The 25,539-nt window shown below is 62.8% G+C and carries 23 protein-coding genes; 11 read left to right on the top strand and 12 right to left on the bottom strand.

The window, feature by feature from the left end; translation table 11 throughout:
* Positions 1–32: 32 nt before the first annotated feature.
* The 8 genes from ACP7EG_RS08325 to ACP7EG_RS08290 form a co-directional block, all read right to left on the bottom strand.
* Positions 33–803, bottom strand: a complete 771-nt coding sequence (locus tag ACP7EG_RS08325; RefSeq protein ID WP_426087267.1) for a hypothetical protein — start codon at positions 801–803, stop codon at positions 33–35.
* Entirely contained in the window at positions 800–1,981 is a 1,182-nt protein-coding gene (locus ACP7EG_RS08320; protein ID WP_426087266.1) for a XylR family transcriptional regulator, read from the bottom strand. The genes ACP7EG_RS08325 and ACP7EG_RS08320 overlap by 4 nt, the downstream gene beginning before the upstream one ends.
* A gap of 32 nt (positions 1,982–2,013) precedes the next feature.
* Complete coding sequence (locus tag ACP7EG_RS08315; RefSeq protein ID WP_426087265.1) at positions 2,014–3,156, bottom strand: sugar ABC transporter permease; 1,143 nt, start codon at positions 3,154–3,156, stop codon at positions 2,014–2,016.
* Complete coding sequence (gene xylG, locus ACP7EG_RS08310) at positions 3,153–4,724, bottom strand: D-xylose ABC transporter ATP-binding protein (RefSeq protein WP_426087264.1); 1,572 nt, start codon at positions 4,722–4,724, stop codon at positions 3,153–3,155. Before xylG ends, ACP7EG_RS08315 begins: the two co-directional genes overlap by 4 nt.
* A 195-nt stretch (positions 4,725–4,919) precedes the next feature.
* Positions 4,920–5,921, bottom strand: a complete 1,002-nt coding sequence (xylF, locus tag ACP7EG_RS08305) for a D-xylose ABC transporter substrate-binding protein (protein WP_198521350.1) — start codon at positions 5,919–5,921, stop codon at positions 4,920–4,922.
* Between the two features lie 99 nt (positions 5,922–6,020).
* Entirely contained in the window at positions 6,021–7,808 is a 1,788-nt protein-coding gene (locus tag ACP7EG_RS08300; protein ID WP_426087263.1) for an IlvD/Edd family dehydratase, read from the bottom strand.
* Positions 7,805–8,572, bottom strand: a complete 768-nt coding sequence (locus ACP7EG_RS08295; protein ID WP_426087262.1) for an SDR family NAD(P)-dependent oxidoreductase — start codon at positions 8,570–8,572, stop codon at positions 7,805–7,807. The genes ACP7EG_RS08300 and ACP7EG_RS08295 overlap by 4 nt, the downstream gene beginning before the upstream one ends.
* Positions 8,573–8,598: 26 nt before the next feature.
* Entirely contained in the window at positions 8,599–9,759 is a 1,161-nt protein-coding gene (locus ACP7EG_RS08290) for a fumarylacetoacetate hydrolase family protein (protein ID WP_426087261.1), read from the bottom strand.
* A 431-nt stretch (positions 9,760–10,190) separates the two neighbouring features.
* Here ACP7EG_RS08290 and chvE point away from each other — a divergent pair, with 431 nt between their 5' ends.
* The 3 genes from chvE to mmsB all read left to right on the top strand — a co-directional run bounded on the left by chvE (position 10,191) and on the right by mmsB (position 14,075).
* Complete coding sequence (gene chvE, locus ACP7EG_RS08285; RefSeq protein WP_225243237.1) at positions 10,191–11,213, top strand: multiple monosaccharide ABC transporter substrate-binding protein; 1,023 nt, start codon at positions 10,191–10,193, stop codon at positions 11,211–11,213.
* A gap of 113 nt (positions 11,214–11,326) precedes the next feature.
* Positions 11,327–12,868 carry a multiple monosaccharide ABC transporter ATP-binding protein gene (mmsA, locus tag ACP7EG_RS08280; RefSeq protein ID WP_426087260.1) on the top strand — a complete coding sequence of 514 codons (1,542 nt, stop codon included), beginning with the start codon at positions 11,327–11,329 and terminating at the stop codon, positions 12,866–12,868.
* On the top strand, positions 12,858–14,075 hold the full coding sequence (mmsB, locus tag ACP7EG_RS08275; protein ID WP_426087259.1) for a multiple monosaccharide ABC transporter permease: 1,218 nt from the start codon (positions 12,858–12,860) through the stop codon (positions 14,073–14,075). Before mmsA ends, mmsB begins: the two co-directional genes overlap by 11 nt.
* Positions 14,076–14,143: 68 nt before the next feature.
* Here mmsB and ACP7EG_RS08270 read toward each other — a convergent pair whose 3' ends face one another.
* A complete protein-coding gene (locus tag ACP7EG_RS08270; protein WP_426087258.1) occupies positions 14,144–15,775 on the bottom strand; it encodes an NAD(P)-binding protein in 1,632 nt (543 codons plus the stop codon).
* Positions 15,775–17,286, bottom strand: a complete 1,512-nt coding sequence (locus tag ACP7EG_RS08265) for a polyamine aminopropyltransferase (protein ID WP_426087257.1) — start codon at positions 17,284–17,286, stop codon at positions 15,775–15,777. Before ACP7EG_RS08265 ends, ACP7EG_RS08270 begins: the two co-directional genes overlap by 1 nt.
* A 59-nt stretch (positions 17,287–17,345) precedes the next feature.
* Here ACP7EG_RS08265 and ACP7EG_RS08260 point away from each other — a divergent pair, with 59 nt between their 5' ends.
* The 8 genes from ACP7EG_RS08260 to ACP7EG_RS08225 all read left to right on the top strand — a co-directional run bounded on the left by ACP7EG_RS08260 (position 17,346) and on the right by ACP7EG_RS08225 (position 23,571).
* Positions 17,346–17,732: a DUF350 domain-containing protein gene (locus ACP7EG_RS08260; RefSeq protein ID WP_070313122.1), complete on the top strand. Its 387-nt coding sequence runs from the start codon at positions 17,346–17,348 to the stop codon at positions 17,730–17,732.
* Between the two features lie 31 nt (positions 17,733–17,763).
* Positions 17,764–18,798, top strand: coding sequence for an SPFH domain-containing protein (locus ACP7EG_RS08255; RefSeq protein WP_426087256.1), 1,035 nt, complete (start codon positions 17,764–17,766; stop codon positions 18,796–18,798).
* A gap of 20 nt (positions 18,799–18,818) precedes the next feature.
* The gene (locus ACP7EG_RS08250; RefSeq protein ID WP_426087255.1) at positions 18,819–20,282 is read left to right on the top strand and encodes a DUF4178 domain-containing protein; all 1,464 of its coding nucleotides are present in this window, start codon (positions 18,819–18,821) and stop codon (positions 20,280–20,282) included.
* Positions 20,279–20,449 carry a hypothetical protein gene (locus tag ACP7EG_RS08245; protein ID WP_157814714.1) on the top strand — a complete coding sequence of 57 codons (171 nt, stop codon included), beginning with the start codon at positions 20,279–20,281 and terminating at the stop codon, positions 20,447–20,449. The genes ACP7EG_RS08250 and ACP7EG_RS08245 overlap by 4 nt, the downstream gene beginning before the upstream one ends.
* Before the next feature lie 2 nt (positions 20,450–20,451).
* On the top strand, positions 20,452–20,823 hold the full coding sequence (gene speD, locus ACP7EG_RS08240; protein WP_426087254.1) for an adenosylmethionine decarboxylase: 372 nt from the start codon (positions 20,452–20,454) through the stop codon (positions 20,821–20,823).
* A 63-nt stretch (positions 20,824–20,886) separates the two neighbouring features.
* Positions 20,887–21,441, top strand: a complete 555-nt coding sequence (locus tag ACP7EG_RS08235; protein WP_426087253.1) for a hypothetical protein — start codon at positions 20,887–20,889, stop codon at positions 21,439–21,441.
* Between the two features lie 337 nt (positions 21,442–21,778).
* Positions 21,779–22,843, top strand: coding sequence for a ribosome small subunit-dependent GTPase A (gene rsgA, locus ACP7EG_RS08230; RefSeq protein WP_426087252.1), 1,065 nt, complete (start codon positions 21,779–21,781; stop codon positions 22,841–22,843).
* A 176-nt stretch (positions 22,844–23,019) separates the two neighbouring features.
* The gene (locus ACP7EG_RS08225; protein ID WP_426087251.1) at positions 23,020–23,571 is read left to right on the top strand and encodes a hypothetical protein; all 552 of its coding nucleotides are present in this window, start codon (positions 23,020–23,022) and stop codon (positions 23,569–23,571) included.
* 67 nt (positions 23,572–23,638) lie between these two features.
* Here the strand turns inward: ACP7EG_RS08225 and ACP7EG_RS08220 are convergent, their stop codons facing one another.
* Entirely contained in the window at positions 23,639–24,058 is a 420-nt protein-coding gene (locus ACP7EG_RS08220; RefSeq protein WP_096232958.1) for a F0F1 ATP synthase subunit epsilon, read from the bottom strand.
* Between the two features lie 62 nt (positions 24,059–24,120).
* Positions 24,121–25,521, bottom strand: coding sequence for a F0F1 ATP synthase subunit beta (atpD, locus tag ACP7EG_RS08215; RefSeq protein WP_071080005.1), 1,401 nt, complete (start codon positions 25,519–25,521; stop codon positions 24,121–24,123).
* Positions 25,522–25,539 lie beyond the last annotated feature (18 nt).

The following is a 25,539-nucleotide window of genomic DNA, read 5'->3' as shown; positions in this document are numbered from 1 at the left end:
CCATGGTAGAACTGCCCCGCATATCTGACCAATCACTTATTTGACATCATTGATACCGGTTCGGATATGTCAAACGCGTCAATATCCTGCACGCCCAAACGGTAGGCGAGCGTGAAGCGCATCACCTGTCCCGGCTGCAATTGCACGCCCCGCGCCAGCAGGGAAAAACAGCGCGCATCGGAATACAGATGGCAGCTGTCCTGGCTACTGGAAAAACGCAAGACCCGGCCCGACGCGGGATCGGCAACCCGTGCCGCTTCGCGCAGCTGGCCGCAGCCTGTCCAGTAAAAGTCATGCCCGAATCCCGGCAAGTTCACCAGCGCCGGCCAGGCCAGGCGCGATGCGAGCGGCGCCGGCTGGCGAAAGTCCAAGGCGCTGCCCGCCACATCGAGCGGAGAGCCGTCCGCGCAGCCGCCAGGCGAGTAGTGATCGGCGGCCAGGCGCAGCACATGGTCACCCACGGCGGCATGATGCCCCTGCAGATTGAAGCGGGGCGCGGCAAGCGCGAAACGGGAAATGGTCTCGGCCGTGGCGGCGCAATCGAGGTGCAGGCTGCCATCGTCGTCGAGCCGGTAAGCCAGGCGCACCGTCAGGCCGTCTTGCGCCAGGTGCAGCAGCAAGTGGCCGTCGTCCGGCGGCGCGCACTGCCAGCCCGTGGGCGCACGCGCCGCAGGGGGCGCCGCGCCCAGCACATCGGCCAGGCGGCCATAGCGGTCAGGTGCCCACCAGGCCCGCACACTGGCATCGTGCGCGTCGATGGCCACGCGCATGCCGCGCGCATTGTGCAAGGTAAAAATCGTCATGGCGGTGGCTGGCTGCGCTGCTGGAATTCGCGCGGCGTGCAACCGAGTTCGCGCTTGAAGACGGCATGCATGTACTGCACCGTGGTAAAGCCGCAACGCACGGCCACCTCGGCCACCTGCCCCGGTCCGCGCGCCAACAGGGTCTTGGCCGCATCGAGCTTGAAATGCAGGATTTCATCGTGCACGCTGCGCCCCAGTTCCTGGCGGAAGTGCGCTTCGAGCGAGGAGCGCGACACGCCCACGTAATCGGCCACCTGCTCCGTCTTGATGCCCTGGCACGCGTACTGGCGGATGAAGTGGCGCGCCTGCATCACCTGCGGATGCTGGAAGGGCTGGTGACGCGTGGACGCGAGCACGTTCAGGCCGGCCGGCGGCACCAGGATGCGTGTGCCGGACAGGCGCGCGCCATTCAACATCTGGTGCAGCAAATGCGCCGCCGTACGGCCCATTTCCTCCGTACCCTGGATCACGGAACTCAATGGAATGCGCGTGAGCATGCGCGCCAGCGGGTCGTTGTCGATGCCGATCAGGGCCACTTGCTCCGGCACGGCGATGCCCGCGTGCATGCAGGCTTGCAGCAGCTGGCGCGCGCGCGCGTCGCTCACGGCGATGATGCCGACGGGTTTTTCCAGGCTGTTGAGCCAGGCGATCTGCTGCTCCACCGCTTCGTCCCACGCGGGCGCGCTGGTGGCGACGCCCCGGTACACATCGGCGCGCATGTGGTCGCGCTGCATCAAGGCGCAAAACGCCGTTTCGCGCTCCTGCGCCCAGCGGTTGACATCGGCCTCGGGCAGGCTGAAACAGGCAAAGCGGCTCAATCCCGCTTCCACCAGGTGTTCATAGGCCAGCTTGACGATCTTGAAATTATCGGTCGCCACGTAGGGGATGCCGGCCGGGTAGTCCTCGGCGCGCGCATACGAGCCGCCCACGGCCACCACGGGCAGGCGGCTGTGCGCCAGCGCCGCGCAGACGGCGGGATCGTCGAAATCGGCGATGATGCCGTCGCCCTGCCAGCGCTCGATGCCAGGCAGGCGGCAGCGGAAATCCTCTTCCAGGAACAGGTCCCACGACACGCGCGTGGTGTTCAGGTAGGCGGCAATGCCCGCGATGATGTCGCGGTCGTAGATTTTATTGCCGTTAAACAGCAGCGCGATCCGGTGCGCGGTCGGCATCTTCATGGTGTCTCCTCGCGTGCCAGATCGTTTCACGGCTAACGGCGCCCTGCTCGCGTGCTGACATCGACCCACACGGCCAAAGTGAGGATACTGCCTTTCACGATCATCTGCCAGTAAGTGTCCACGTCCAGCATGGACATGCCGTTATCGAGGCTGGCCATCACCAGCGCGCCGATCAGGGCGCCGTACACGGTGCCCGAGCCGCCGCGCATCGAGGTGCCGCCGATGAAGCAGGCGGCGATGGCATCGAGTTCGCTGAAGGTGCCGGCCGAGGGCGAACCGGCCGCCAGCCGACCCGTGTTGATCAGGCCAGCCAGCGCGCACATCAGGCCCATGATGCCAAAGATCCACAGCTTGACGGCTTTCACGTTGATGCCGGACAGGCGCGTCGCTTCCATATTGCTGCCGACGGCGTAGATGCGGCGGCCGAACACGGTCTGGCTGGTGATGTAGCTGAACAACCCCAGCAAGGCCAGCAGCAACAGCACGGGCAGCGGGATGCCTTCATAGCCGTTCAGGGTTTGCACGAAGGCGTACAGCACGGCGCCGATGACGGCCAGGCGCAAGCCGTCGGCCCAGGGTGCCGTCTGCGGCAAGCCATGCTGCGCGCGGCTGGCGCGCGCGCGCCAGGTCAAAAAGGCGGCCAGCAGGAACAGGCCGACGCCCAGCACGATGCCGGGCACTGCGGGCAGGTAACCCTGCCCCAGGTAGACCATCGGCTCGGAGACGGGTGCGATCGTGATGCCGCCCGTGATGCCCAGCAGGACGCCGCGATACGCGAGCATGCCGCCCAGGCCGACGATGAAGGACGGGATGCCCCGGTACGCCGTCAGGTAGCCGTTCAAGAGGCCGATCACCAGGCCGCAGCCGAGTACGGCCGCCAGGTTCAGCGCCAGCGGCCAGTGCTGCGTCACGTCCAGCACCGCGGCGATGCCGCCCAACAGTCCCAGCATGGAACCGATCGACAGGTCGATCTCGCCGGCGATAATCACCAGCACCATGCCGCAGGCGAGGATGCCGGTGACGGACATCTGGCGCAGCAGGTTCGACAGGTTGCGCGGCGTGAGGAAACTGCCCTGCGTCTTCCACGAAAAGAAGGCCCAGATCAGCGCTACGGCGATCAAGAGGGCCAGCATCTTGTATTGGGTGAACAGCTGTTTGATACTGTGCGGTTTCATGCTGCGGGTTCCTTGTTTGCGGTGTTGGTGGCGGGCGCCGGACGCTGGTCCAGTGCCGCCGCCAGCACGGTTTCCTGGCTCAGGCCATCGTTGATAAAGTCGCCGCGCAACCGGCCTTCGCCCATCACCAGCACGCGGTCGGACACGCCCAGCACTTCGGCCAGTTCCGACGAGACCATGATGATGGCCACGCCCCGGTCGGCCAGCGCCAGCATCAATTTGTAGATTTCATATTTGGCGCCCACATCGACGCCGCGCGTGGGCTCGTCGAGGATCAGCACGCGCGGGCGCGTCAGCAGCATCTTCGCCAGCACGGCCTTTTGCTGATTGCCGCCCGACAGGCTCGTGATGGGCAGCGACGGGCTGGCCGCCTTCAGTTCCAGCTGGGCGATCTCGCCGCGCACGGCTGTCAATTCCGCCTCGCCATCGATGCGCGTGGCGCGCGCGAATGTCTCCAGCACGGCCAGCGTGATGTTCTGCCCCACATCGAGGTCGGGCACGATGCCGTGGTGCTTGCGGTCTTCCGGCACCATGGCCAGACCCATGGCGATGGCCTTTTGCGGAGACGAAGTGTCGATGCGGCGGCCATCAAGCCACACTTCGGCCTGGCACGGCCCCTGGTAGGCGCCGAACAGGGCCGAGACAAGCTCCGTGCGCCCCGCCCCCACCAGGCCGGCGATGCCGAGGATCTCGCCACGGCGCAGGGTGAATGACACATCGTCGACCCGCTTGCGCTGCGGGTTGTCGGCATCGATGCAGCTCACGTGGCGCGCCTCGAACAGCACTTCGCCGATAGGTGCCGGCTGCGCGCGTTGCGGGTACAGCTGGCTCATTTCGCGGCCCACCATCTGCGCGATGATGCGTTCGACGTTCATCTGCGCCATCGGCGTGGTGGCGATATGCTTGCCGTCGCGGATGACGACGATGGTGTCGCAGATGGCCGCCACTTCATCGAGCTTGTGCGAAATGTAGATGCAGGTGACGCCCTTGGCTTTCAGGGCGCGCAGGATATCGAGCAGCACGGCGATTTCCGACGCCGTCAGCGACGACGACGGCTCGTCGAGAATCAGCAAGCGCGCATTCTTGTTGAGCGCCTTGGCGATTTCCACCAGTTGCTGGTGGCCGCCGCCATAGTTCATGACCGGCAGCGCCACGTTCAGTTCGGGAATTTTCAATTCGCGCAGCAGCTCGTCGGCGCGCTTGTACATGGCGGCGTAATGCATGCGCCCGCCCGGCAGGGTGAGCTCGCGGCCCATGAAGATATTCTCGGCCACGGACAGCTGCGGCACCAGCATCAGTTCCTGGTGGATGATGATGATGCCCGCGTCTTCCGTGTCGCGGATCGATTGCGCGCGCAGGCTCTGGCCCTCCCACAGGATGTCGCCATCCCAGGTGCCGTGCGGATAGACGCCGGACAGCACCTTCATCAGGGTCGACTTGCCGGCGCCATTCTCGCCGCACAAGCCGATGCACTCGCCGGCCCGCACCTGCAGGTCGATGCCGTCAAGCGCGCGGACGTCGCCAAACTGTTTGACGATGCCTTTCATTTCAAGCAGATAGTCGGACATGCTCACTCTCGTTGCGGATACGGGAAAATGTCGGATTACGCGACGCCAAGGCGTCGCTAATCCGACCTACGGTCGATGCGGACAGCCGACACCACAACCGGCGTTTCCGGAGCCGGCGATTGTCGGACAACGGCCGATGCGGGCAATCGTAGGTCGGCTTAGCGCGCAGCGCGTAAGCCGACATCAGGCGGGTGATTAATTACCCAGCTGCGCCTTGGTATAGAAGCCGTCATCAACGAGAATGTTCACATTTGCCTTGGTCAGCGGCGTTGGTTTCAGCAGCACCGTGCTGACTTTTTTCAGGCCGTTGTCATAGCTGGAGTTGTAGGCCGGCTTTTCATTGCGCGCCAGCTGGATGGCCAGCTTGGCCGCTTCCGAAGCGATGGTTTTCAACGGCTTGTAGACGGTCATCGATTGCGTGCCGGCGATCACCCGTTTCACCGCCGCCAGGTCGGCATCCTGGCCCGAGACGGGCACCTTGCCAGCGAGTTTTTGCGCGGCCAGGGCCTGGATGGCGCCGCCGGCCGTGCCGTCGTTCGAGGCAACGATGGCGTCGATCTTGTTGCCGTTGGCCGTCAGCGCGTTTTCCACGATGGACAGCGCTTCGGTGGCGCTCCAGTCCTTCACCCATTGCTGGCCGACGATCTTGATGTCGCCTTTGTCGATGAACGGTTTGAGTACCTTCATCTGGCCTTCGCGCAGCATCTTGGCATTGTTGTCGGTGGGCGAGCCGCCCAGCAGGTAGTAATTGCCCTTCGGCTGCAGCTTGGTCACGCCTTCGGCCTGCATCTCGCCCACTTTCTCGTTGTCGAACGAGATGTAGGCGTCGATATCGGCATTCAGGATCAATCGGTCATACGACAGCACCTTGATGCCGGCCTTTTTCGCCTCCTTGACGGTGTTGTTCAACACTGTCGCATTGAACGGCACGATCACCAGCACGTCCACGCCGCGCGAGATCAGGTTTTCGATCTGTGAAATCTGGCGCTGCTCGCTGGCGTCGGCCGACTGCACGAAGACCTTGGCGCCCTGCTTCTCGGCGGCGGCAATGAAGAAATCGCGGTCACGCGTCCAGCGTTCCACGCGCAAATCGTCGATGGAAAAGCCGATCTTCGGATTTTTCGCATCGGCCAGGGCGGCGCTGCTGCTCAATGCCAGCATGGCGGTCATGATGGCTGCACTGATGATCTTGTTCATTACGTGTCTCCTTGTTGGATTTTATTAACGACGTTTTTTAACTGCGGGGTACTTCTAAAATCACGTCGGGTTACGCGCGGAGCGCTAACCCGACCTACATCAATGGTTGTGGCGTGGCAGGGTCTGGCCCACGGCGCGGTATTTCAGCGCCAGCTCCATGCAGGCGCCCGTTTCCAGCTGGCCCACGCTGGCGCGGTAAATCTCTTGCCACGGCGTGGCGCTGTCGTTGACGGGCGGCGGCAGCGCCGTAGCGCGGCGCGCCAGCTCCGTGGCATCGACCAGCATGTCGCAGCGGCCCGCGTTCAAGTCCACGCGGATGAAGTCGCCCGTGCGCAGCAGCGCCAGGCCACCGCCCACGGCGCTTTCCGGCGAGGCGTTCAGGATCGAAGGGCTGTCCGAGGTGCCCGACTGGCGCCCGTCGCCCAGTGTCGGCAGGTTCAAAATGCCGGCCTTGAGCAGCGCGTCGGGCGGCTGCATGTTGACCACTTCGGCCGAACCGGGCCAGCCCACGGGGCCGGCGCCGCGCATGACCAGCATGCAGCTGTCGTCAATCGCCAGGGCCGGATCGTTGATGCGCGCGTGGTAGTCGTTTGACCCATCAAAGACGATGGCGCGCGCCTCGAATACGCCTTCGCTGCCGGGACGCGACAGGTAGCGCTCGCGAAAAGCGGGCGAGATCACGCTGGTCTTCATGATGGCGAAGTCGAACAGATTGCCCTGCAAGGCCATGAAACCGGCCTTTTCCTTCAGGGGCGCGGCAAACGGACGGATCATCTCGCGGTCCGCGCTTTCACGCCCCGCCAGGTTCGCCGCCATCGTCTGGCCCGTGACCGTCAAACGCTCGGCATGCAGCAAGCCCGCCTGCTGCAGCTCCCACATCACGGCCGGTACGCCGCCGGCGCGGTGGAAGCGCTCGCCCAGGTATTTGCCGGCCGGCTGCATGTTCAACAGCAGCGGCACGTCGTAGCCATGTTCCATCCAGTCGCTCGAATGCAGTTCCACGCCCGCATGACGGGCCATGGCCATCAGGTGCGGCTGGGCGTTGGTGGAGCCGCCGATGGCCGCGTTGACGATGATGGCGTCCAGGAAGGCCTCGCGCGTGAGAATGCTCGACGGGCGCACGTCGTCATGCGCCATGCCGACGATGCGGCGCCCCGTGGCATAGGCGATCTGGCCCCGTTCGCGGTACGGCGCGGGGATGGCCGAACAGCCCGTCAGGGACATGCCCAGCACCTCGGCCAGCGCATTCATGGTCGATGCCGTGCCCATGGTGTTGCAGTGGCCGGCCGACGGCGCCGACGCGGCGGCGATCTGCAGGAATTTGTCGTTGTCGATCAAGCCGGCGGACAGCTGGCGGCGGCCCTTCCAGATGGCGGCGCCGGAACCCACCAGCTCGCCGTCCATCCAGCCATCGAGCATGGGACCGCCCGACAGCACGATGGCGGGAATGTCCACCGTGGCGGCGGCCATCAGCTGGGCCGGCGTGGTCTTGTCGCAGCCCGTGGTCAGCACCACGGCGTCGATCGGGTAGCCATGCAGGATTTCCACCAGGCCCAGATACGCCAGGTTGCGGTCCAGCGCGGCCGTCGGACGGCGGCAGTTCTCGAAAATCGGGTGCAGCGGGAATTCCATCGGGATGCCGCCCGCATCGCGGATGCCGTCGCGCACGCGCTGGGCCAGTTCCAGGTGGATGCGGTTGCAGGGACTGATGTCGCTGCCGCTTTGCGCAATGCCGATGATGGGACGGCCCGAACGCAGTTCCTCGGCCGTGATGCCGTAGTTCATGAAGCGCTCCAGGTACAGCGCCGTCATGTCGATGTGCTCGGGATTGTCGAACCAGTCCTGCGAGCGGAAGCGCCGCGACGGGCGTTGGGCTGGAATGTTCATGCGCCGTACCAGCCGGCGTCGACATAGTATTCGCGTCCCGCGCACTTGGCCGCGTTATCGGACGCGAGAAACAGCGCCAGCGCCGCCACGTCTTCCGGCTCCACGCGCGTCTGCAGGCATTGTCCCTGCAGGATCAACGCTTCCGCTTCCGGCGTATGCCACAGCCGCTCCTGGCGCGGCGTGCGCACGGCGCCGGGAATGATGCAGTTGACGCGGATGCCGTCGACACCCAAGTCGCGCGCCAGGCCGCGCGTCAGGCCCTCGATGCCGGCTTTCGCCGTCATGTAGATCGACAGGTTCGCTTGCGCCAGGTGCCAGGAAATCGAGCCCAGGTTGAGGATTACGCCGCTGCCCTTGGCGCGCATGGCCGGCGCCACTGCCTGCGCACAGAAATACTGGTGGCGCAGGTTGACGGCGATGCGCTCGTCCCAGTAAGCGGGCGTGACGTCCTGCAACTGGTGGCGGTCGTCATTGGCCGCGTTGTTGATGAGGATATCCGTGGCACCCGCGCTGTGTTCAATCTCGGCGAAGGTGGCGGCCAGAGCGCCCAGGTCCGTCAGGTCGCAATAGCGGAAAACGGGCGGCTGCGGCAGGTGCGCCAGCTTTTCCTGCAGCGCGCGCGAAGGTTCGTTGGCGATATCCAGGAAAGTGACGTGGGCGCCCTGGCGCGCGAACGCCTCGACGATGGCCACGCCGATGCCGGTGCCGCCGCCCGTGATGACGACGCGTTTATCAACCAGGCTGGGATAGGTTGCATGCTGCATGGTGTCTCTCTTTTAAAAAATTTGAATCAAAGCAAACTGCGACGGGCCAGGTTCTGGTACAGCGCGCGTACGCCGAACGTCCAGGGAGGGATCACATCGCAGTGCTGCACGTCGTTGACCAGCGCGCCCAGCGCGGCGCTGGCGATGGTGACCCGGTCGCCCAGGTGGTGCGTAAAGCCGCCGCCCTGCGCGCCGCGGTCCTTCACGGGCGAGAACATGGTGCCGAGGAACAGCATGAAGCCGTCGGGATACTGGTGATACTGGCCTGCCGTCTGGCGCACCAGGTCGAGCGGGTCGCGGCTGATCTCGCGCATGAAACTGGCGCCTTCGAGCACAAAGCCGTCGTCCGCGCCTTCGATCAGCAGCGACACTTCCGCCTGGCGCACGGTCTCGAGCGTAAAACCCTCGTCGAAGAGGCGGATGAAGGGGCCGATGGCGCAGGAGCCGTTGTTGTCCTTGGCCTTGCCCAGCAACAGGGCGCTGCGCCCTTCGATGTCGCGCAGGTTGACGTCGTTGCCCAAGGTCGCCCCCAGCACCTCACCGCGGCTGTTGACGGCCAGGACGATCTCCGGCTCCGGGTTGTTCCAGGCGGACGATGGCAGCAAGCCCACCTGCGCGCCGCAGCCCACCGACGACATCGGCTGCGCCTTGGTAAACACTTCCGCATCGGGGCCGATACCCACTTCCATGTACTGCGACCAGGCGCCGCGCTGCTGCAGCTGCTGTTTCAGGCGCTGCGCCGCCTCCGAGCCCGGCTTCAGGGCCGACAAGTCGCCGCCCAATGTCATTTGCAGCGCAGTGCGCAGGCTCGCGGCGCGTGCCGCATCGCCGCCCGCCTGTTCTTCGATCACCCGTTCCAGCAGGCTGACGGCGAAGGTCACGCCGCAGGCCTTGACGGCCTGCAGGTCGCACGGCGCCAGCAGCAGCGGCTCACCTGCCGGTGCGGCCAGCGCCTGCGCCAGCAGCGCCTGCACGGGGCCGAGCGCGATACCGGGCGCATGGCGGGCGATATCGAGCGCATCGCTGCGTTCGAACAGCTCGGCCACCGTCGCTACCGTCTGCGTGATGTCGACCACCTCGCCGCCGCGCACGGCGACGACGCAGGGTCCGTCACGCCAGATGCGGCCGATGAGGAGGGCCTGCGCCAGGTCGGCGGGCAACAGGGAGGCGGGGGAAATCGGCTGCATGGCAAGCTTTCAAAAGGTCGTGACGGGATGGCTGGTCTTCAAGTCCGGACCGATTCTGCGCGCCGCCCTGTATCGCCGCAATTACGAAAATCACCAAATTGGATGATGATTATTGGTATTGCAGCGCACCAAAAAAAGCCGCCGCCGAGCTCCCTTTTCTGCCCTCTCCACACGGCGGGAAGGGGTGCCATGGCGCATTGCATCAATTGGTCCATTGATACCGTTTTGGATATCAGCAATGCGAAAAAAGTGATTGGTGAGGGATGGATGGACAAACTAGTATCAGCCGTGGCCTGCAATCGGCCATCCGCACGGAGCCCGCCCACTGGGACGACGGCCCTGGCACATTCAACTATCGAAGACGGTGGAGACCTGAAATGAAAACAACAATGAAAATGCTGACCGCGAGCCTGGCGCTGGCCATCTCCGGCATGGCCGTAATGCCTGTGGCTAGTGCCGCCGACAAGGGCGCGATCGGTATCTCGATGCCGACCAAGTCGTCCATGCGCTGGATCGCCGACGGCGACAACATGGTCAAGGTATTCAAGGAGCGCGGCTACAAGACGGACTTGCAGTTTGCCGATGACGATATCCCGAACCAGCTGGCGCAGGTGGAAAACATGATCACCAAGGGCGCCAAGGTGCTGGTGATTGCCGCCATCGACGGCACCACCTTGTCGAACGTGCTGCAAAAGGCGGCCGACAAGGGCATCAAGGTCATCTCGTATGACCGTCTGATCCGCGGCACGAAAAACATCGATTACTACGCCACCTTCGACAACTTCCAGGTCGGCGTGCTGCAAGCGGGTTATATCGAATCGGCGCTGAAACTCAAGGAAGGCAAGGGTCCGTTCAATATTGAACTGTTCGGCGGCTCGGCCGACGACAACAACGCGCACTTCTTCTACAACGGCGCGCTGTCGGTCCTGAAACCGTATATCGACAGCGGCAAGCTGGTGGTGCGCTCGAAGCAGATGGGCATGGAAAAAGTGGCCACCCTGCGCTGGGATGGCGCCGTGGCCCAGGCGCGCATGGACAACCTGCTCAGCGCCTACTATGGCAATGCGCGGGTCGATGCGGTGCTGTCGCCATATGACGGCTTGAGCATCGGCATCCTGTCGTCGCTCAAGGGCGTCGGCTACGGCACGCCGAAACAGCCGTTTCCCGTCGTGACGGGCCAGGATGCGGAAATCCCGTCGGTGAAATCGATCATCCGCGGCGAACAGGCATCGACCGTGTTCAAGGACACGCGCGAACTGGCCAAAGTGACGGCCAACATGGTCGACGCCATGATGAGCGGCAAAACGCCGGCCGTCAACGATACCAAGACCTACAACAACGGCGTCAAGGTGGTGCCATCGTACCTGCTGAAACCGGTCACCGTCGACAAGGCGAACTGGAAGCAGGTACTCGTCACCGGCAGCGGCTACTACACGGAAGCGCAAGTGAAATAAGCATCGACGGTACAGAAGGCCCGGCGCTGCCGGGCCTTTCGCTTCATGCACGATCCAGAACAAGACTGCCGCACGACCGATGCCGACCAGCGCGGCCGTGCCAGAGAGGTTATATGACGAACACTATCCTGGAAATGCGCGGGATACGCAAAACATTCCCGGGCGTCGTGGCGCTCGACAATGTCAACCTGCGGGTACGCAGCGGCGAGATCCACGCCATCGTCGGCGAAAACGGCGCCGGCAAATCGACCCTGATGAAAGTGCTGAGCGGCGTCTACGGCCATGGCAGCTATACGGGCGACATCGATTACCTGGGCCAGACGCGGCACTTTCGCGGTATCAAGGACAGCGAAGAAATCGGCATCATCATCATCCACCAGGAACTGGCGCTGGTGCCCCAGCTGTCGATCGCCGAGAATATCTTCCTCGGCAACGAACCGGCCCATATGGGCGTCATCGACTGGGAATACGCGCAAACGAAGACGCGCGAACTGCTGCACAAAGTCGGCCTGAAAGAATCCCCGGACACCCTGATCACCAACCTGGGCGTGGGCAAGCAGCAGCTGATCGAAATCGCCAAGGCGCTGTGCAAGGACGTCAAGCTGCTGATCCTCGACGAGCCGACGGCCAGCTTGAACGAAAGCGACAGCGCGGCCCTGCTCGACCTGCTGCTGGGCCTCAAAGCCCAGGGTATCGCCTCGATCCTGATCTCGCATAAGCTCAATGAAATTTCACGGGTCGCCGATGCCATCACGGTGCTGCGCGACGGGAACACGGTCGACAGTTTCGACTGCCGCACGGAGCCCGTCAGCGAAGACCGCATCATCGAAAAAATGGTCGGGCGCGAGATGGCCGACCGCTATCCGCCGCGCACGCCCAGCATCGGCGAGACCATTTTCGAAGTGCGCGACTGGCGCGTGTTCCATCCCGAGCATGCCGACCGCCCCGTCATCAAGGGCATCAACCTGCACGCCAAAAAGGGCGAGATCATCGGCATCGCCGGTTTGATGGGCTCCGGGCGCACGGAACTGGCGATGAGCATTTTCGGGCGCGCCTACGGCCAGCGCATCAGCGGCACGGTGCTCAAGAATGGCCAGGAAATCGATGTCAGCACCATCGGCAAGGCGATCGCCCATGGCCTCGCGTATGTCACGGAAGACCGCAAGGGCCTGGGCCTGATCCTCGAGGAAGACATCCAGAAGAACACCAGCCTGGCCAACCTGGATGCGATTTCCAGGCACATGGTGATCGACGAGCAGCGTGAATTCAGCGTGGCCGAGGAGTTCCGCCGCAAGCTCAAGACCCGTTGCTCGAGCGTGGCGCAAAAGGTGGTCAATCTGTCCGGCGGCAACCAGCAGAAAGTGGTGCTGGCGAAGTGGCTGTTTTCGCGCCCCGACATCCTGATCCTCGATGAGCCGAGCCGCGGCATTGACGTGGGCGCCAAGTACGAGATCTACAGCATCATCAGCGAGCTGGCCGCCGAAGGCAAATGCATCATCATGATTTCCTCGGAAATGCCGGAATTGCTGGGCATGTGCGACCGGATCTATGTCATGAACGAAGGCCGCTTCGCGGCAGAACTGAGCGCGGCAGAAGCATCGCAGGAGCGCATCATGCGCGCGATCGTTACACACGGAGAAAACAATGGACAATAAATTGACAGCAGGCGCGCCGGCAGCAGCAGCGCCAGCGGCCGCGCCGCAAGCGAAAAGCTATGCCGGCTTTTTGAAGAATAACATGCGCGACTACGGCATGCTGCTCTCCCTGATCGTCATCATGGGCTTTTTCCAGTACATGACCGATGGCACCCTGATGCAGCCGCTGAACCTGACCAACCTGGTGCTGCAAAACAGCTACATCGTCATCATGGCGCTGGGCATGCTGATGGTCATCGTGGCCGGCCATATCGATTTGTCCGTCGGCTCCGTGGTCGGCTTCGTCGGCGCGCTGGCGGCCGTCCTGATCGTCAACTATGAGATGAACTTTGTCGCCGCCAGCATCCTCTGCCTGATCGCCGGCGCCGTCATCGGCGGTGCGCAAGGCTATTTCGTCGCCTTCTTCAAGATCCCGTCGTTTATCGTCACCCTGGCCGGCATGCTGGTGTTCAAGGGCCTGACCCTGGCGCTGCTGGCAGGCCAGTCGGTCGGCCCTTTCCCGGAAGGCTTCCAGATGCTCAGCTCGGGCTTTTTGCCCGACCCGTTCGGCGGCGAGAATCTGCGCGGCCTGTCGCTGCTGCTGGGCGTGATCGCCGCTGCGGCGCTGATCATCACCTCGCTGCGCAGCCGCGCCAAGCAACTGAAACACGGCATGGAAAACGAGCCACGCGCCTTCTTCCTGCTGAAAAACGGCGTGTTTGCCGCCGTGATGGTGTACTTCAGCTACCTGCTGGCGTCGTACCGCGGTTTCCCGAACGTGCTGGCCGTGATGTCGCTGCTGATCGTCGCCTACACCTTCATTACCAACCGCACCGTGCTGGGCCGCCGCGTGTACGCCGTCGGCGGCAACGAAAAGGCGGCGCGCCTGTCCGGCATCAAGACGGAACGGGTCAGCTTCTACACCTTCGTCAACATGGGCATGCTGGCCGCGCTGGCTGGCCTGATCTTCGCGGCGCGCCTGAACACGGCCACGCCGAAGGCCGGCACGGGTTTCGAGCTGGACGTGATCGCCGCCTGCTTCATCGGCGGCGCCTCGGCCTCGGGCGGCGTGGGCAAGGTGATGGGGGCCGTGATCGGCGCCTTCATCATGGGCGTGATGAACAACGGCATGTCCATCATGGGCATCGGTATCGACTACCAGCAAGTGATCAAGGGCCTGGTGCTGCTGGCGGCCGTGTTCATCGACGTCATTAATAAAAATAAATGAGAAGAACAAGGAAGCACAGGTTCGAGCCTTAGGGGGCTCTGGCCGGCGCTTGCGCCGGCCTTTTTCATTTATGTGATCGCCAGGCGCGCGGCCCTGTCCCCCCACCACGCCGCCTCTTCGAACACAGAAAAGCCCGACAGATCGGCATGCGCGAACAGGATGGCGCCATCGTGCTCGCGCAGCGCCTTCAAGCCCGCGTTACTGCGAAATCCCGGCAACGGTGCCGCCATGGCGTGGCCGCGCACGGTGATGTCGACGCGCTCGACGCAGCTGGCAAAATCGCGCCCATACGCCGTCTTTAAATCGACGCTGGCCAGCGCCAGCAATTGCTCGGGCGTGGCCACATCTAACCATTTGCGCGCTTGCTGCGGCGTGCGGTCCGACAGGGCCACGTAAGCGCTGAAGACGGTTTTCTCGGGCGGGCGCACGCGGATGTCCTGGTGCGTCGAGACGACATAGCCGAGGCCCGGTTCCTGGTACACCACATTGTCCCAGCACAGCGGTGCATGCGGCAGTTCGTCGGGAAAGCGTTTCAGTAAAAAATTCGCCACCATCCATGGCGCATAGGCGGGCGTGTGCAGCTTCGCGTCAAAGCCGTAGCTGGCAATGTCCGGCACCACGCGCGCTGCCACATACAAGGGCATGGCGCAGATGGCCTTGCGTGCCTTGACCAGGTAGGTGCGTGGCTGGCCGTCGACCAGTTCCAGGCACAGCGCTTCCACGCCCTGGTCCGTCGTCTGCACGGAAACCACCGTGCCCGCATGACGTTTGACGCGTGAGGCCTGCTCCATGGCCGTGGCCACGGGCTGCATGCCGCCCGGCCAGGTCAGCCAGGCGCCATTGCCCGCGTTGGCAGCCTGCCCCCAGCGGCTGCAATAGTAATGCAGGCCGGCCCAGGCCGACACCTGGTCATAGCGCGTGCCATAGTCGTCGCGGCAGCAGTAATTCAGATACCAGTGCAAGGTGGGCGAGGTATAGCCTTCGCGCTCCATCCACTGCTTCAAGGTGATGGTGTCGAGCGCCTGCCAGGCCGGGTCTTGCGACGATTCCACGGTGGGAAAGACAAACACGCGTTTGCCGTCGTTGCCGCGCGCCTGGCGCAGCCGCCGTACCTCGGCAAAGAAGCGCTCATGCTGCGCCAGTTCCTCGGGCGGCACGCCTTCGGTGGGAATGAAGCCGTCCTGCCAGTGGCCGTTGAACAGCAGGCGCTCTTCCGGCGCATGCAAAATATAGCGCTCGTCGTAAGTCGGCTTTTCCGCCTGCGGATCGCGCTGGATAATCCCCAGGTCGAACAGGATCTCGCGCACATGGGTCGATTCGGGCGAAGGCAGCGGTAAATAATGGCCACCGGTCGGATAGGCCAGGTCGCCGAAGTGGCCGCCGGCCGCGTTGCCGTACGGCTGGGGACCGTCGATCATCAGGAAATCCTGGTGCCCCAGCTTGTTCAGGCGCCAGGCGGCCGTCAGGCCGGCGATGCCGGAACCTAAAATTGCCACGTCGGTGGTGATGGTTGCCGAGGGCGGCGGCAGCGCCGTGCGCTCGCGCAGCAGCTTGCGCAAATAGTGTCCCTCGCTGCGGCCCGGATACAACACCTTGGGCGTGATTTCCTGCCAGCGCAAGTACGCGGCGATACTGCCGATGCCGGCGGCCGCCGCCGCCGTGCCACCGGCAGCCCACAGCATGAAGGAGCGGCGCTGCATCAGCGGATCACCCGGTTCCAGTCCTGCTCGAATTCATGCACGAGCGACTGGGTATTCAAGCGATTCGGCGCCATCGGCAGCGGCTGCATGTCGGGCGGGAAGATGAACATCTCACGTGTGGTGTCCGCATTCAGGTAGCGCATCGGCAGGCGGTATGTCGTCGGCGGCACGTAATCGAGCTGGGGTGAAGCGAGGATAAACCCCCATTCGCCGAACGAGGGTACGTAGGCGTGATACGGCCAGGTGCGCATGCCCACTTCGCGCAGGGTCGAATTGATGGTCCAGTAGGCGTGCGGGGCAAAGAAGGGCGACGTCGATTGCACCACCATCAAGCCCTTGGCCGCCAGGTGCTTTTTTACCAGGTCGTAGAACGGCACCGAATACAGCTTGCCGAGCGCGAAGCTGGATGGATCGGGAAAGTCGACGATGGCCGCGTCGAACATATCGCCGTTGTTGCGCAGCCAGACGGCGGCATCGGCATTGACGACGGTGACACGCTTGTCCGAGAACGAATTATTATTCAGCTTTGCCAGTTCCGGGCGCGTGGTAAACGCGGCCGTCATGGCGGGGTCGAGGTCGACCACGGTGACGTGTTCGATATGCGGATAGCGCAGGATTTCGCGCAGCGCCAGGCCATCGCCGCCGCCCAGCACCAGCACGCGGCGCGCCCATGGCAAGGCTTCCAGCACGGGGTGCACCAGCGCCTCGTGGTAGCGGTACTCGTCGCGCGAGGAAAACTGCAGGTTGCCATTGATGTACAGCCGCGTATCGTCCTTCCAGCGCGTGATCACCAGACGCTGGTAAGGCGTGGTGGTGGAATACACGATCTGGTCGCCGAACAGGCCGTGCTCGCCCCACTCCACCATGCGGTCCGACATGGCAAAGCCAGTCACCAGCAGCAGCAGCACGGCGCAGGCGCGCAGGAAGCGCCCCGTGAGGTTCTTTAGTTCGGCGCGAAACACGTAAATGCTCCACAGGCCGACGGCCACATTCAGCATGCCGAACAAAAAGCCCGTGCGCACCAGTCCCAGGTACGGTGACAGCACCAGCGGAAACAGCAGGGAGACGGCCAGCGCACCCAGGTAATCGAAGGTCAGCACACGGCTGACCAGTTCGGAAAATTCGGTTTGCCGCGTGTTCAGCGCGCGCATCACCAGCGGCACTTCCATGCCGACCAGTGCGCCGATCAGGAACACCATCACATACAATAAGGTGCGAAATGGCGCCGCCATCCACGAAAAGGTCATGAACAGGATGGCGGCCGAGAGGCCGCCGATCAGGCCCACGGCCAGCTCGATGTCGACGAAGCGCGAGAGCACGTCGTCGTCCTTTACATACTTGGAAAAGTGAGCACCTACACCCATGGCGAACAGGTAACAGCCAATGATGGTGGAAAACTGCAGGATGGAGTCGCCGAGCAGGTAGCTGGACATGGCGCCAGCGATCAGCTCATACGCGAGGCCGCAGGAGGCGACCACGAAGACGGACAAGATCAGAATTTTTTTGTTCATGGGACTTTTTTTGTTCTAATATGCGTTGACGTTATCAAATACTCATTGCGAGGAAAGCCGTGCCCGCCATCCTAAACTATCTGATCCATCTTTTACTGGCCGCCGGGCTGTTGATTGTATTTTTTATCATCTACACGCGCGTCACGCCGTATAACGAAGTGCTGCTGATTCGCCAGGGCAACCAGGCGGCGGCCCTGTCGCTGGGCGGCGCGCTGCTGGGCTTTTCCGCCACCATCGCCTCGTCCCTGATGCACACGGCCGACTACCAGCAATTCTTCGCCTGGGCCTTCGGCGCCATGGTGGTGCAATTGCTGGCGTACGTGGTCACCACGCGCCTGCTGCGCATGTCGAAGGACCAGATCGAATCGAACAACAGTGCCTTCGGCGGCTTGCTGGGCGCCATTTCCCTGTCGATCGGCGCCATCAACGCCGCCTGCATTTCCTGACACCGTTTTATCTTATTCAAGGATATCCATCATGAGCCTCGGCAGCTTTATCAAGAAGCAGTTTATCGACGTACTGCAGTGGAACGAAGAAACGGAAGGCGTGCTGGCCTGGCGCTTTCCCATGCAGGATTTCGAGATCCAGAACGGCGCCATCCTGAATGTGCGCGAATCGCAGGTCGCCGTCTTCGTCAACGAAGGCAAGATCGCCGACGTCTTCGGTCCCGGCACGCACAAGCTGACGACGCAGACCTTGCCGCTGCTGACCAACCTGAAAAACTGGGACAAGCTGTTCGACTCGCCCTTCAAGTCGGATGTGTATTACTTCAGCACCCGCGTGCAGACGGGCCGCAAGTGGGGCACGCCGCAGCCGATCACCATCCGCGACAAGGATTTCGACATGATCCGCGTGCGCGCCTTCGGCATGTATTCGTACCGCATCGCCGACGCCCGCACCTTCTTTACCGAGATCAGCGGCACGCGCGAAGTCTATACGCGCGACGAGGTGGAAGATCAATTGCGCGGCATTCTGATGTCGAGCATGGCCAGCTCGCTGGGCGGCGCAAATGTGCCCTTCCTCGACATGGCGGCCAACCAGGCGCTGATGGCGCAAGAGGTCAAGGATGGTCTGACGCAGGCGTTTGCCCGCTATGGCGTGGGCCTCGATGAATTCAACGTGGCCAGCATCAGCCTGCCCGAGGAATTGCAGGCGGCGCTCGACGAGCGCATCTCGGCCGGCATGAAGGGCGGGCTGGGCGCCGACAAGATGAGCGGCTACACCAAATTCCAGGTCGCCAACGCGATCCCGCTGGCGGCGCAGAACGAAGGCGGCATGGCAGGCATCGGCGCGGGCCTCGGCGCCGGGCTGTCGATCGGCCAGGTGATGGCGCAGGGGATGGGCAATGCGTTGCAACAGCCCGCACCGGCGCCGGCGACGCCACCCGCACCTGCCGAAGAACCGATCGAAGCGCGTCTGGAAAAGCTCAAGGGCCTGCTCGACAAGGGACTGATTTCGGCGGCCGACTACGACGGCGCGAAAGCGGAACTGCTGAAAAAACTGATCGGCTGATTAGAGCGAAATACGACTGCATGCAAACTGTTTCCTGTCCCAGCTGCGGCGCGGAAGTCCGCTTCCGCTCGCACGCTTCCGTGCTCGCCGTGTGCGAGTACTGCCACAGCACCATCCTCAAGGACGCCGATTCCGTCAGGGACGTGGGCAAGATGTCAGCCGTCCTGGAAGACTATACACCGATCCAGATCGGCACGGCCGGCGTACACGACGGCCTGCATTTCACCGTCGTCGGGCGCATCCAGCAGCGCTACAGCGCCGGCACGTGGAACGAGTGGTATCTGCTGTTCGATGACGCCAGCACAGCCTGGCTGGGCGACTCCTCCGGCCTGTACACGCTGACGCGTGAGCGCGCGACGCAAGACGCCCTGCCCGTCTTTGGCGAGCTGGCACCGGGCAAGCGCTATACGCTCTGCGGCGAGCCGTACACGGCGGCCGAGATCCGCAATGCCGAGTGCATCGCCGGCCAGGGAGAATTGCCGTTCAAGGTGGGCGCGGGCTGGCGCATCCAGGTGGCGGACTTCCGCAACTACGCCAGCTTTGTCACGCTCGATTACACGGATGGCCCGCAACCGGTCGTCTACCAGGGTGTCGCCGTCACCCTGGATGGCTTGCAATGCCAGCTGCTGCGCGATGACGACGCCATCGCCAGGAGCGCCGGCAAGTACCGGGGCAAACTCGATGCGCTCGACTGCCCCTCATGCGGCAGCGGCATCAAGTACGTCCCTGGCGCGGCGGCGCAGCTGGTGTGCCCCGCCTGCCACGCGCAGCTCGACGCCAGCGGCCCGGAAGCGCAGGTGCTGGCCATCGGCAAGCAGGTGCACGACAATGCCGACATCACGCTGGAGCTGGGCGCCAGCGCAAAGATCAGCAATGTGGACTTCACGGTCATCGGCATGATGCGCCGCGCCGACGACGAGGGCAGCGAATGGAACGAATACCTGTTGTACAACGCGCGCGCCGGCTTCTTCTGGCTGGTGGAGACGGACGACGGCTGGTCGCGCTCGAACGTGCTGCCGAACTGGCCCAACTGGGCCTCGCTGGACGCCGCTACCTGCACGCTCGATGGCGCCACCTATGCCAAACTGTATGACTACGGCTCGCAGGTGGTGTATGCAGCGGGCGCCTTCAACTGGAAGGTGGCCGTCGGCGACAGCACGCGCGTCTATGAGTTTGAACAGGGACAAACAAAACTGGCGGCGGAGCTCACCGGCGAGGAAATGACCTGGTCGCGCTCCGTACCCGTCGCCTATGACCAGATGGCCGCCTGGTTCGGCGCCGCCTTCCATGGCGGCGCCAAGGCGCAGAACATCCAGCTGAGCCACCGCGGTATCGCCAAGGTCTTCATCGTCATCGTGCTGGTATTGAATGCGATCCCGATGTTCGTCTCGTTCTCCAGCACCTTGATGTGGAGTTTGCTGGGCTGCCTGGCGCTGTTCCTGCCCGCCGCTTTTCTCGACAAGAATGCAAAGAATCCTCCATGAGTAAATATGTGATCTATGCCCTGATGGTGACCTTCAGTGTCACGGCCGCCAACTGGGTGCGCATGTTCAAGGTCGCCGGCAGCAGCAGCGGCAGCAGCTGGAGTTCGCGCACGGGCAGCGGCGGCGGCAGCTATGGCGGCGGCTCCAGCGGCGGCAGCCACAAATAAGCATGGCAGCCACACCGCATCTGCCCCTGGGCACCCACTTGCTGGCCGACCTGTCGGGCATCGCGCCGGAACGCCTGCGCGACTGCGCCGCGCTCGAACGCCTGCTGCGCGCAGCGGCCACTACGGCCGGCGCGCAGGTGCTGCACAGCCATTTCCACAGCTTTGGCGCCGGCCAGGGCGTCACCGGCGTGGTGCTGCTGGCCGAATCGCACATTTCCATCCACACCTGGCCGGAATGCAGCTTTGCCGCCGTCGACATCTTCATGTGCGGCGCGGCGCAACCGCAGCTGGCGCTCGACGTCATCAAGGACGCGCTGCAGGCGGCGCACTGCCAGTTGCAGTCCGTGCGGCGCGCCCCGCCGGGGCATTCCTAGCGTCGCTGGTGGATCGCGTGGGGATCGCTTACACTGTCGGCTGATCCTCCAACCGTGACTCCCATGCCCCGTTCCGCCCTCCTCGCCCTGCCCCTGCTACTGCTGGTTTCTGCCTGCGACGACTACACGGCGCCGAGCCTGTACCAGGCCACCACGCCCGAGTGCAAGACGTGGACGGAGGGCTCACGTTTCGAGCTGCCGCGTGGTATCAGCGTGTATGCCACGCCACCCGTCACCTTGAAAGAAGGCGGTACGGAACTGGCACTGATTTTTACGCTTCCCATTGGCACTCAAGCCAGTTTTACGCGCCTGTCCTTCCTGCTGGAAGAGCCGAAACAAGCACCGTTCGCCGAGGCGAAGGTGCTGACCATCTACCAGCGCGGCATGAACCGCAAGGCGGAGATGGTCGACGTCATCGATACACTGCCCATCATGTTTTCCGCCGTGGGTTCGAGCGCTGAAACCCAGTGGCGCTTGCGCTTGCAACTGCCGCGCCAGCTGCCGCAACGCTTTGATTTATCCATGCCCGACATGCTCGTCGCCGGCAAGCGCTATCCGGTGCGCACGTTTACGTACCGCTATTTCCCCGAGCGCAGCGCCTACGGCATGTGCAGCTAATTCAAAAATCGCGCCAACAATGTGTCGGATTACGCCCTGCGGACTATTCCGACCTACGGCATGTGCAGCTAAGGTTGACGGCGGCGCACGCCACTGGCACACTGGCGTTTTCCCTCACACCTCAGGAGTAGACAACATGCGCCATTCGGATACTGCCGTGCTGTCGGCTGCCTGATCACTGTCTTTCCCGGCTAAGACCCTTAGCCCGCTCTTCTTCATACGCGTGATCGCGTAGCCGACGTCCCCCTTCTTTCGTGCCAGTCATCGCGACTGGCTGTGCCTGCACGCGCAGGCTCCACGTCCGCACGCGGACGACAGAATCTGGAATCACGCTACCATGATCGCATTCGATTTTGCGCAACTACGCCTTATCGGGCTGCAGCAGGCCATCGCCAGCGCAGCCACCCAACTCGACTTATCTTCCCCCGGCGCACAGCTGCTGCGCGTGAGCGCCGTGCACCGCGACAGCATCCTTGTGCACGACGGCACCAAGGAACACCCGGCACAGATCCTGCCGCGCCTGCTGCACCAGCAGCAGGCGCAGGACGACGTCCTCACGGTCGGCGACTGGATCGCCGCCGAACACGATGCGCACGGCGCGCTGTGGATAACGGCGCACTTATCCCCAGTCACGCAAATCGCGCGGCGCGGCAATGACGGCCGGCGCCAGGTACTGGCCAGCAATGTCGATACGGCCCTGCTGGTGATGGGACTGGATCAGGATTTTAATCCGCGCCGGCTGGAACGCTATCTGGCCATCGTGCTGGCGGCGCAAGTGACGCCCGTGGTGGTGCTGAGCAAGGCCGACATGGCCGACGACGTGGCCGGCAAGCTGGCGCAGTTGAAACACCGTCTGCCGTCCCACGTGCCGCTGTTTGCCGTCGACACGCGCCACGCATATGACGTGGCCATCCTGGAACCCTGGCTGGGTGCCGGACAGACCCTGGTGCTGCTCGGTTCATCGGGCGCCGGTAAGTCCAGCCTGACCAATACCCTGTGTACGGCCGGGCAGGCAACCAACGGCGTGCGCCATGGCGATGGACGCGGCCGGCATACGACGACGGCCCGCTCGCTGCACCTGTGCGTGGATGGCGCCTGCATCATCGACACGCCGGGCTTGCGCAGCTGGCAGGCCGATGCCGATGCGCAGACCCTGGCGGCCACGTTCGACGACATTGCGGCACTGGCGTCCACCTGCCAGTTCCGCGATTGCCAGCATGCCAGCGAACCCGGTTGCGCCGTGCGCGGCGCCGTCGATGGGGACCGCCTGCGCAATTATCACAAGCTGCTGCGCGATGCCCGCCGCGGCGAAACGACGCCGCTCGAGCGCAGCGCAGCGCGCGCCAAGTGGAAGGTGACGATGAAGGCCTTCAGGCAGCGCGACAAGGAAGGGATTGCGTGAACAGCCGATCCGCAGCCAGGATGCTGGAATATATCAAAGTTGCAATTGAGAAATATGCAAGGTATAGTCAGATGCAGTACCAGCAGACATGCGCCGCACGCAATGCCCGTGGCCCGCCAACCATGAAATGAGGATGCACTGTGTTCAAGGGAAAAACCGTTTTACTTCTGAGTACATTGTCAGCTTGCCTGTTCGCCAGCAGCGCACTGTTCGCGCAGAAGCTGATCGTGCCGCAAGAGATTCACTATGCCGACAAGGTCTACACGCTGGCGTTTACCGCGCCGCAGGGTCGCAACAGCCAACGGGCCTTGTATGAATATACGACGAATGGCGAAGCGGTGGAAAAATGGAGCAGCCTGATTACCATACTCTACGAAGGCAATTCCAAGACCGATCCCCTGGCCTTCTCGGCAGCCCTGCTCAAGTCGCTGGCAGCCACCAAGCCGGAACCCATTTCCTCCGTCACGGTCGAAAATGGTCACGTGCTGATGCGGTCAGTATATGAACCGGATGCGGCCAACCCCGTGTATGAATCAAATGTGAGCAAGAGCTTTCATGGTACTGCCGCCTGTGGTGGCCTGCTGCAGTTTCAGTATGCGGTAAAAACACCCCCCGGCGAAGACCAATCCGCAGCGGGCAAGCAGGCGACGCTGAAGCTGGTCAATGAGGGCAATGCCAGCCTGGCTGTCCAGTTACGCGATGGCGCCTGGCAGCCAAGCTGCGAATAAGCCTAGGCTGAGGCATAAAAAAAGGCAGCCCGCAGGCTGCCTTTTTGTTTTACTGCGTGCGAGCAAATTAATGCTTGCGCAGCTTCTGGATCGCTGCCAGCTGCGCAATCGCGCTGGCCAGCTCGGCTTGCGCTTGCGCGTAGTCGATGCCCGAATCCTTGTTGTGGATATTTTCTTCCGCCAACTTCTTCGCTTCCAGCGCTTTCGCTTCATCCAGGTCGTGACCGCGGATCGCGGTATCGGCCAGGACGGTCACGGTGTCCGGTTGCACTTCCAGCAAGCCGCCGGCAACGAAGACGAATACTTCTTCAGCCTGACCGACTACCTTGATGCGGACCGCGCCCGGACGGATGCGGGTAATCAAAGGCGTGTGGCGTGGGTAGATACCCAGCTCGCCCTGCTCACCCGGCAACGCGACGAATTCTGCTTCGCCTGAAAAAATCAGTTCTTCAGCGGAAACCACGTCAACGTGAATTGTGTGTGCCATGTGTGTCCTATCGGGTTGAAGAACCCCGCCGTGTAAAGGGCGGGGTTAGGCCCAGACTTAACTTAGTTAAGTTTCTTGGCTTTTTCGATTGCTTCTTCGATCGTGCCGACCATGTAGAACGCTTGTTCCGGCAGGTGATCGAGTTCGCCCGAAGCGATCATTTTGAAGCCCTTGATCGTGTCTTTGAGCGAAACGTATTTACCAGGCGCGCCGGTAAAGACTTCAGCGACGTGGAAAGGCTGCGACAGGAAACGCTGCATCTTACGTGCACGGGCGACCAGCAGTTTGTCTTCCGGTGCCAGCTCGTCCATACCCAGAATCGCGATAATGTCGCGCAATTCTTTGTAGCGTTGCAGGGTCGTTTGCACGGCACGCGCGGTGTCATAGTGCTCTTGACCAACGATCAACGGATCGAGCTGACGCGAGGTCGAATCGAGTGGGTCCACGGCTGGGTAGATACCCAGGGAAGCGATGTCACGCGACAGCGCAACGGTCGAATCCAAGTGAGCAAACGTGGTAGCAGGCGATGGATCGGTGTAATCATCGGCTGGAACGTAGACGGCCTGGATCGAGGTGATCGAACCGGTCTTGGTCGACGTGATACGCTCTTGCAGACGGCCCATTTCTTCAGCCAGGGTCGGTTGGTAACCCACAGCCGACGGCATACGGCCCAGCAGTGCCGATACTTCGGTACCGGCCAGCGTAAAGCGGTAGATGTTGTCGACGAAGAACAGAACGTCCTTGCCTTCATCACGGAACGATTCAGCGATCGTCAGACCGGTCAGCGCAACGCGCAGACGGTTACCTGGCGGTTCATTCATCTGACCGTAGACCATCGCCACTTTGGAGTTCTCTGGATTTTCCAGATCGACCACTTTCGCGTCAGCCATCTCGTGGTAGAAGTCGTTACCCTCACGCGTACGCTCACCCACACCGGCGAACACGGACACGCCGCTGTGCGCTTTGGCGATGTTGTTAATCAATTCCATCATGTTGACGGTCTTGCCTACGCCAGCGCCGCCGAACAGACCAACTTTACCGCCTTTTGCAAACGGGCAAACCAGGTCGATCACCTTGATGCCGGTTTCCAGCAGTTCTTGCGATGGCGACAGTTCGTCGTATGCAGGAGCGGTGCGGTGGATCGACGCGACTTGCTCGTGCGACACTGGGCCGCATTCGTCAATCGGGTTGCCCAGCACGTCCATGATGCGACCCAGGGTTGCTTTACCGACTGGCACCATGATAGGTTTGCCGGTGTTCTGGATCATCATGCCGCGACGCAAGCCATCGGACGTGCCGAGTGCAATGGTACGGACAATGCCGTCGCCCAACTGCTGTTGTACTTCCAGGGTCAGTTCCGAGCCTGCCATCTTCAAGGCATCAAATACCTTAGGCATCGCGTTGCGGGGAAACTCAACGTCCACCACAGCGCCGATACACTGAACGATTTTGCCATCAGCCATGTTCGTTCCTTCAATATA

Origin of the sequence: Janthinobacterium sp. PSPC1-1 (assembly GCF_049897625.1) — a bacterium.
Classification (GTDB): Bacteria; Pseudomonadota; Gammaproteobacteria; order Burkholderiales; family Burkholderiaceae_D; genus Janthinobacterium; species Janthinobacterium tructae.
This window is presented reverse-complemented; position numbering and strand designations above follow the sequence as displayed.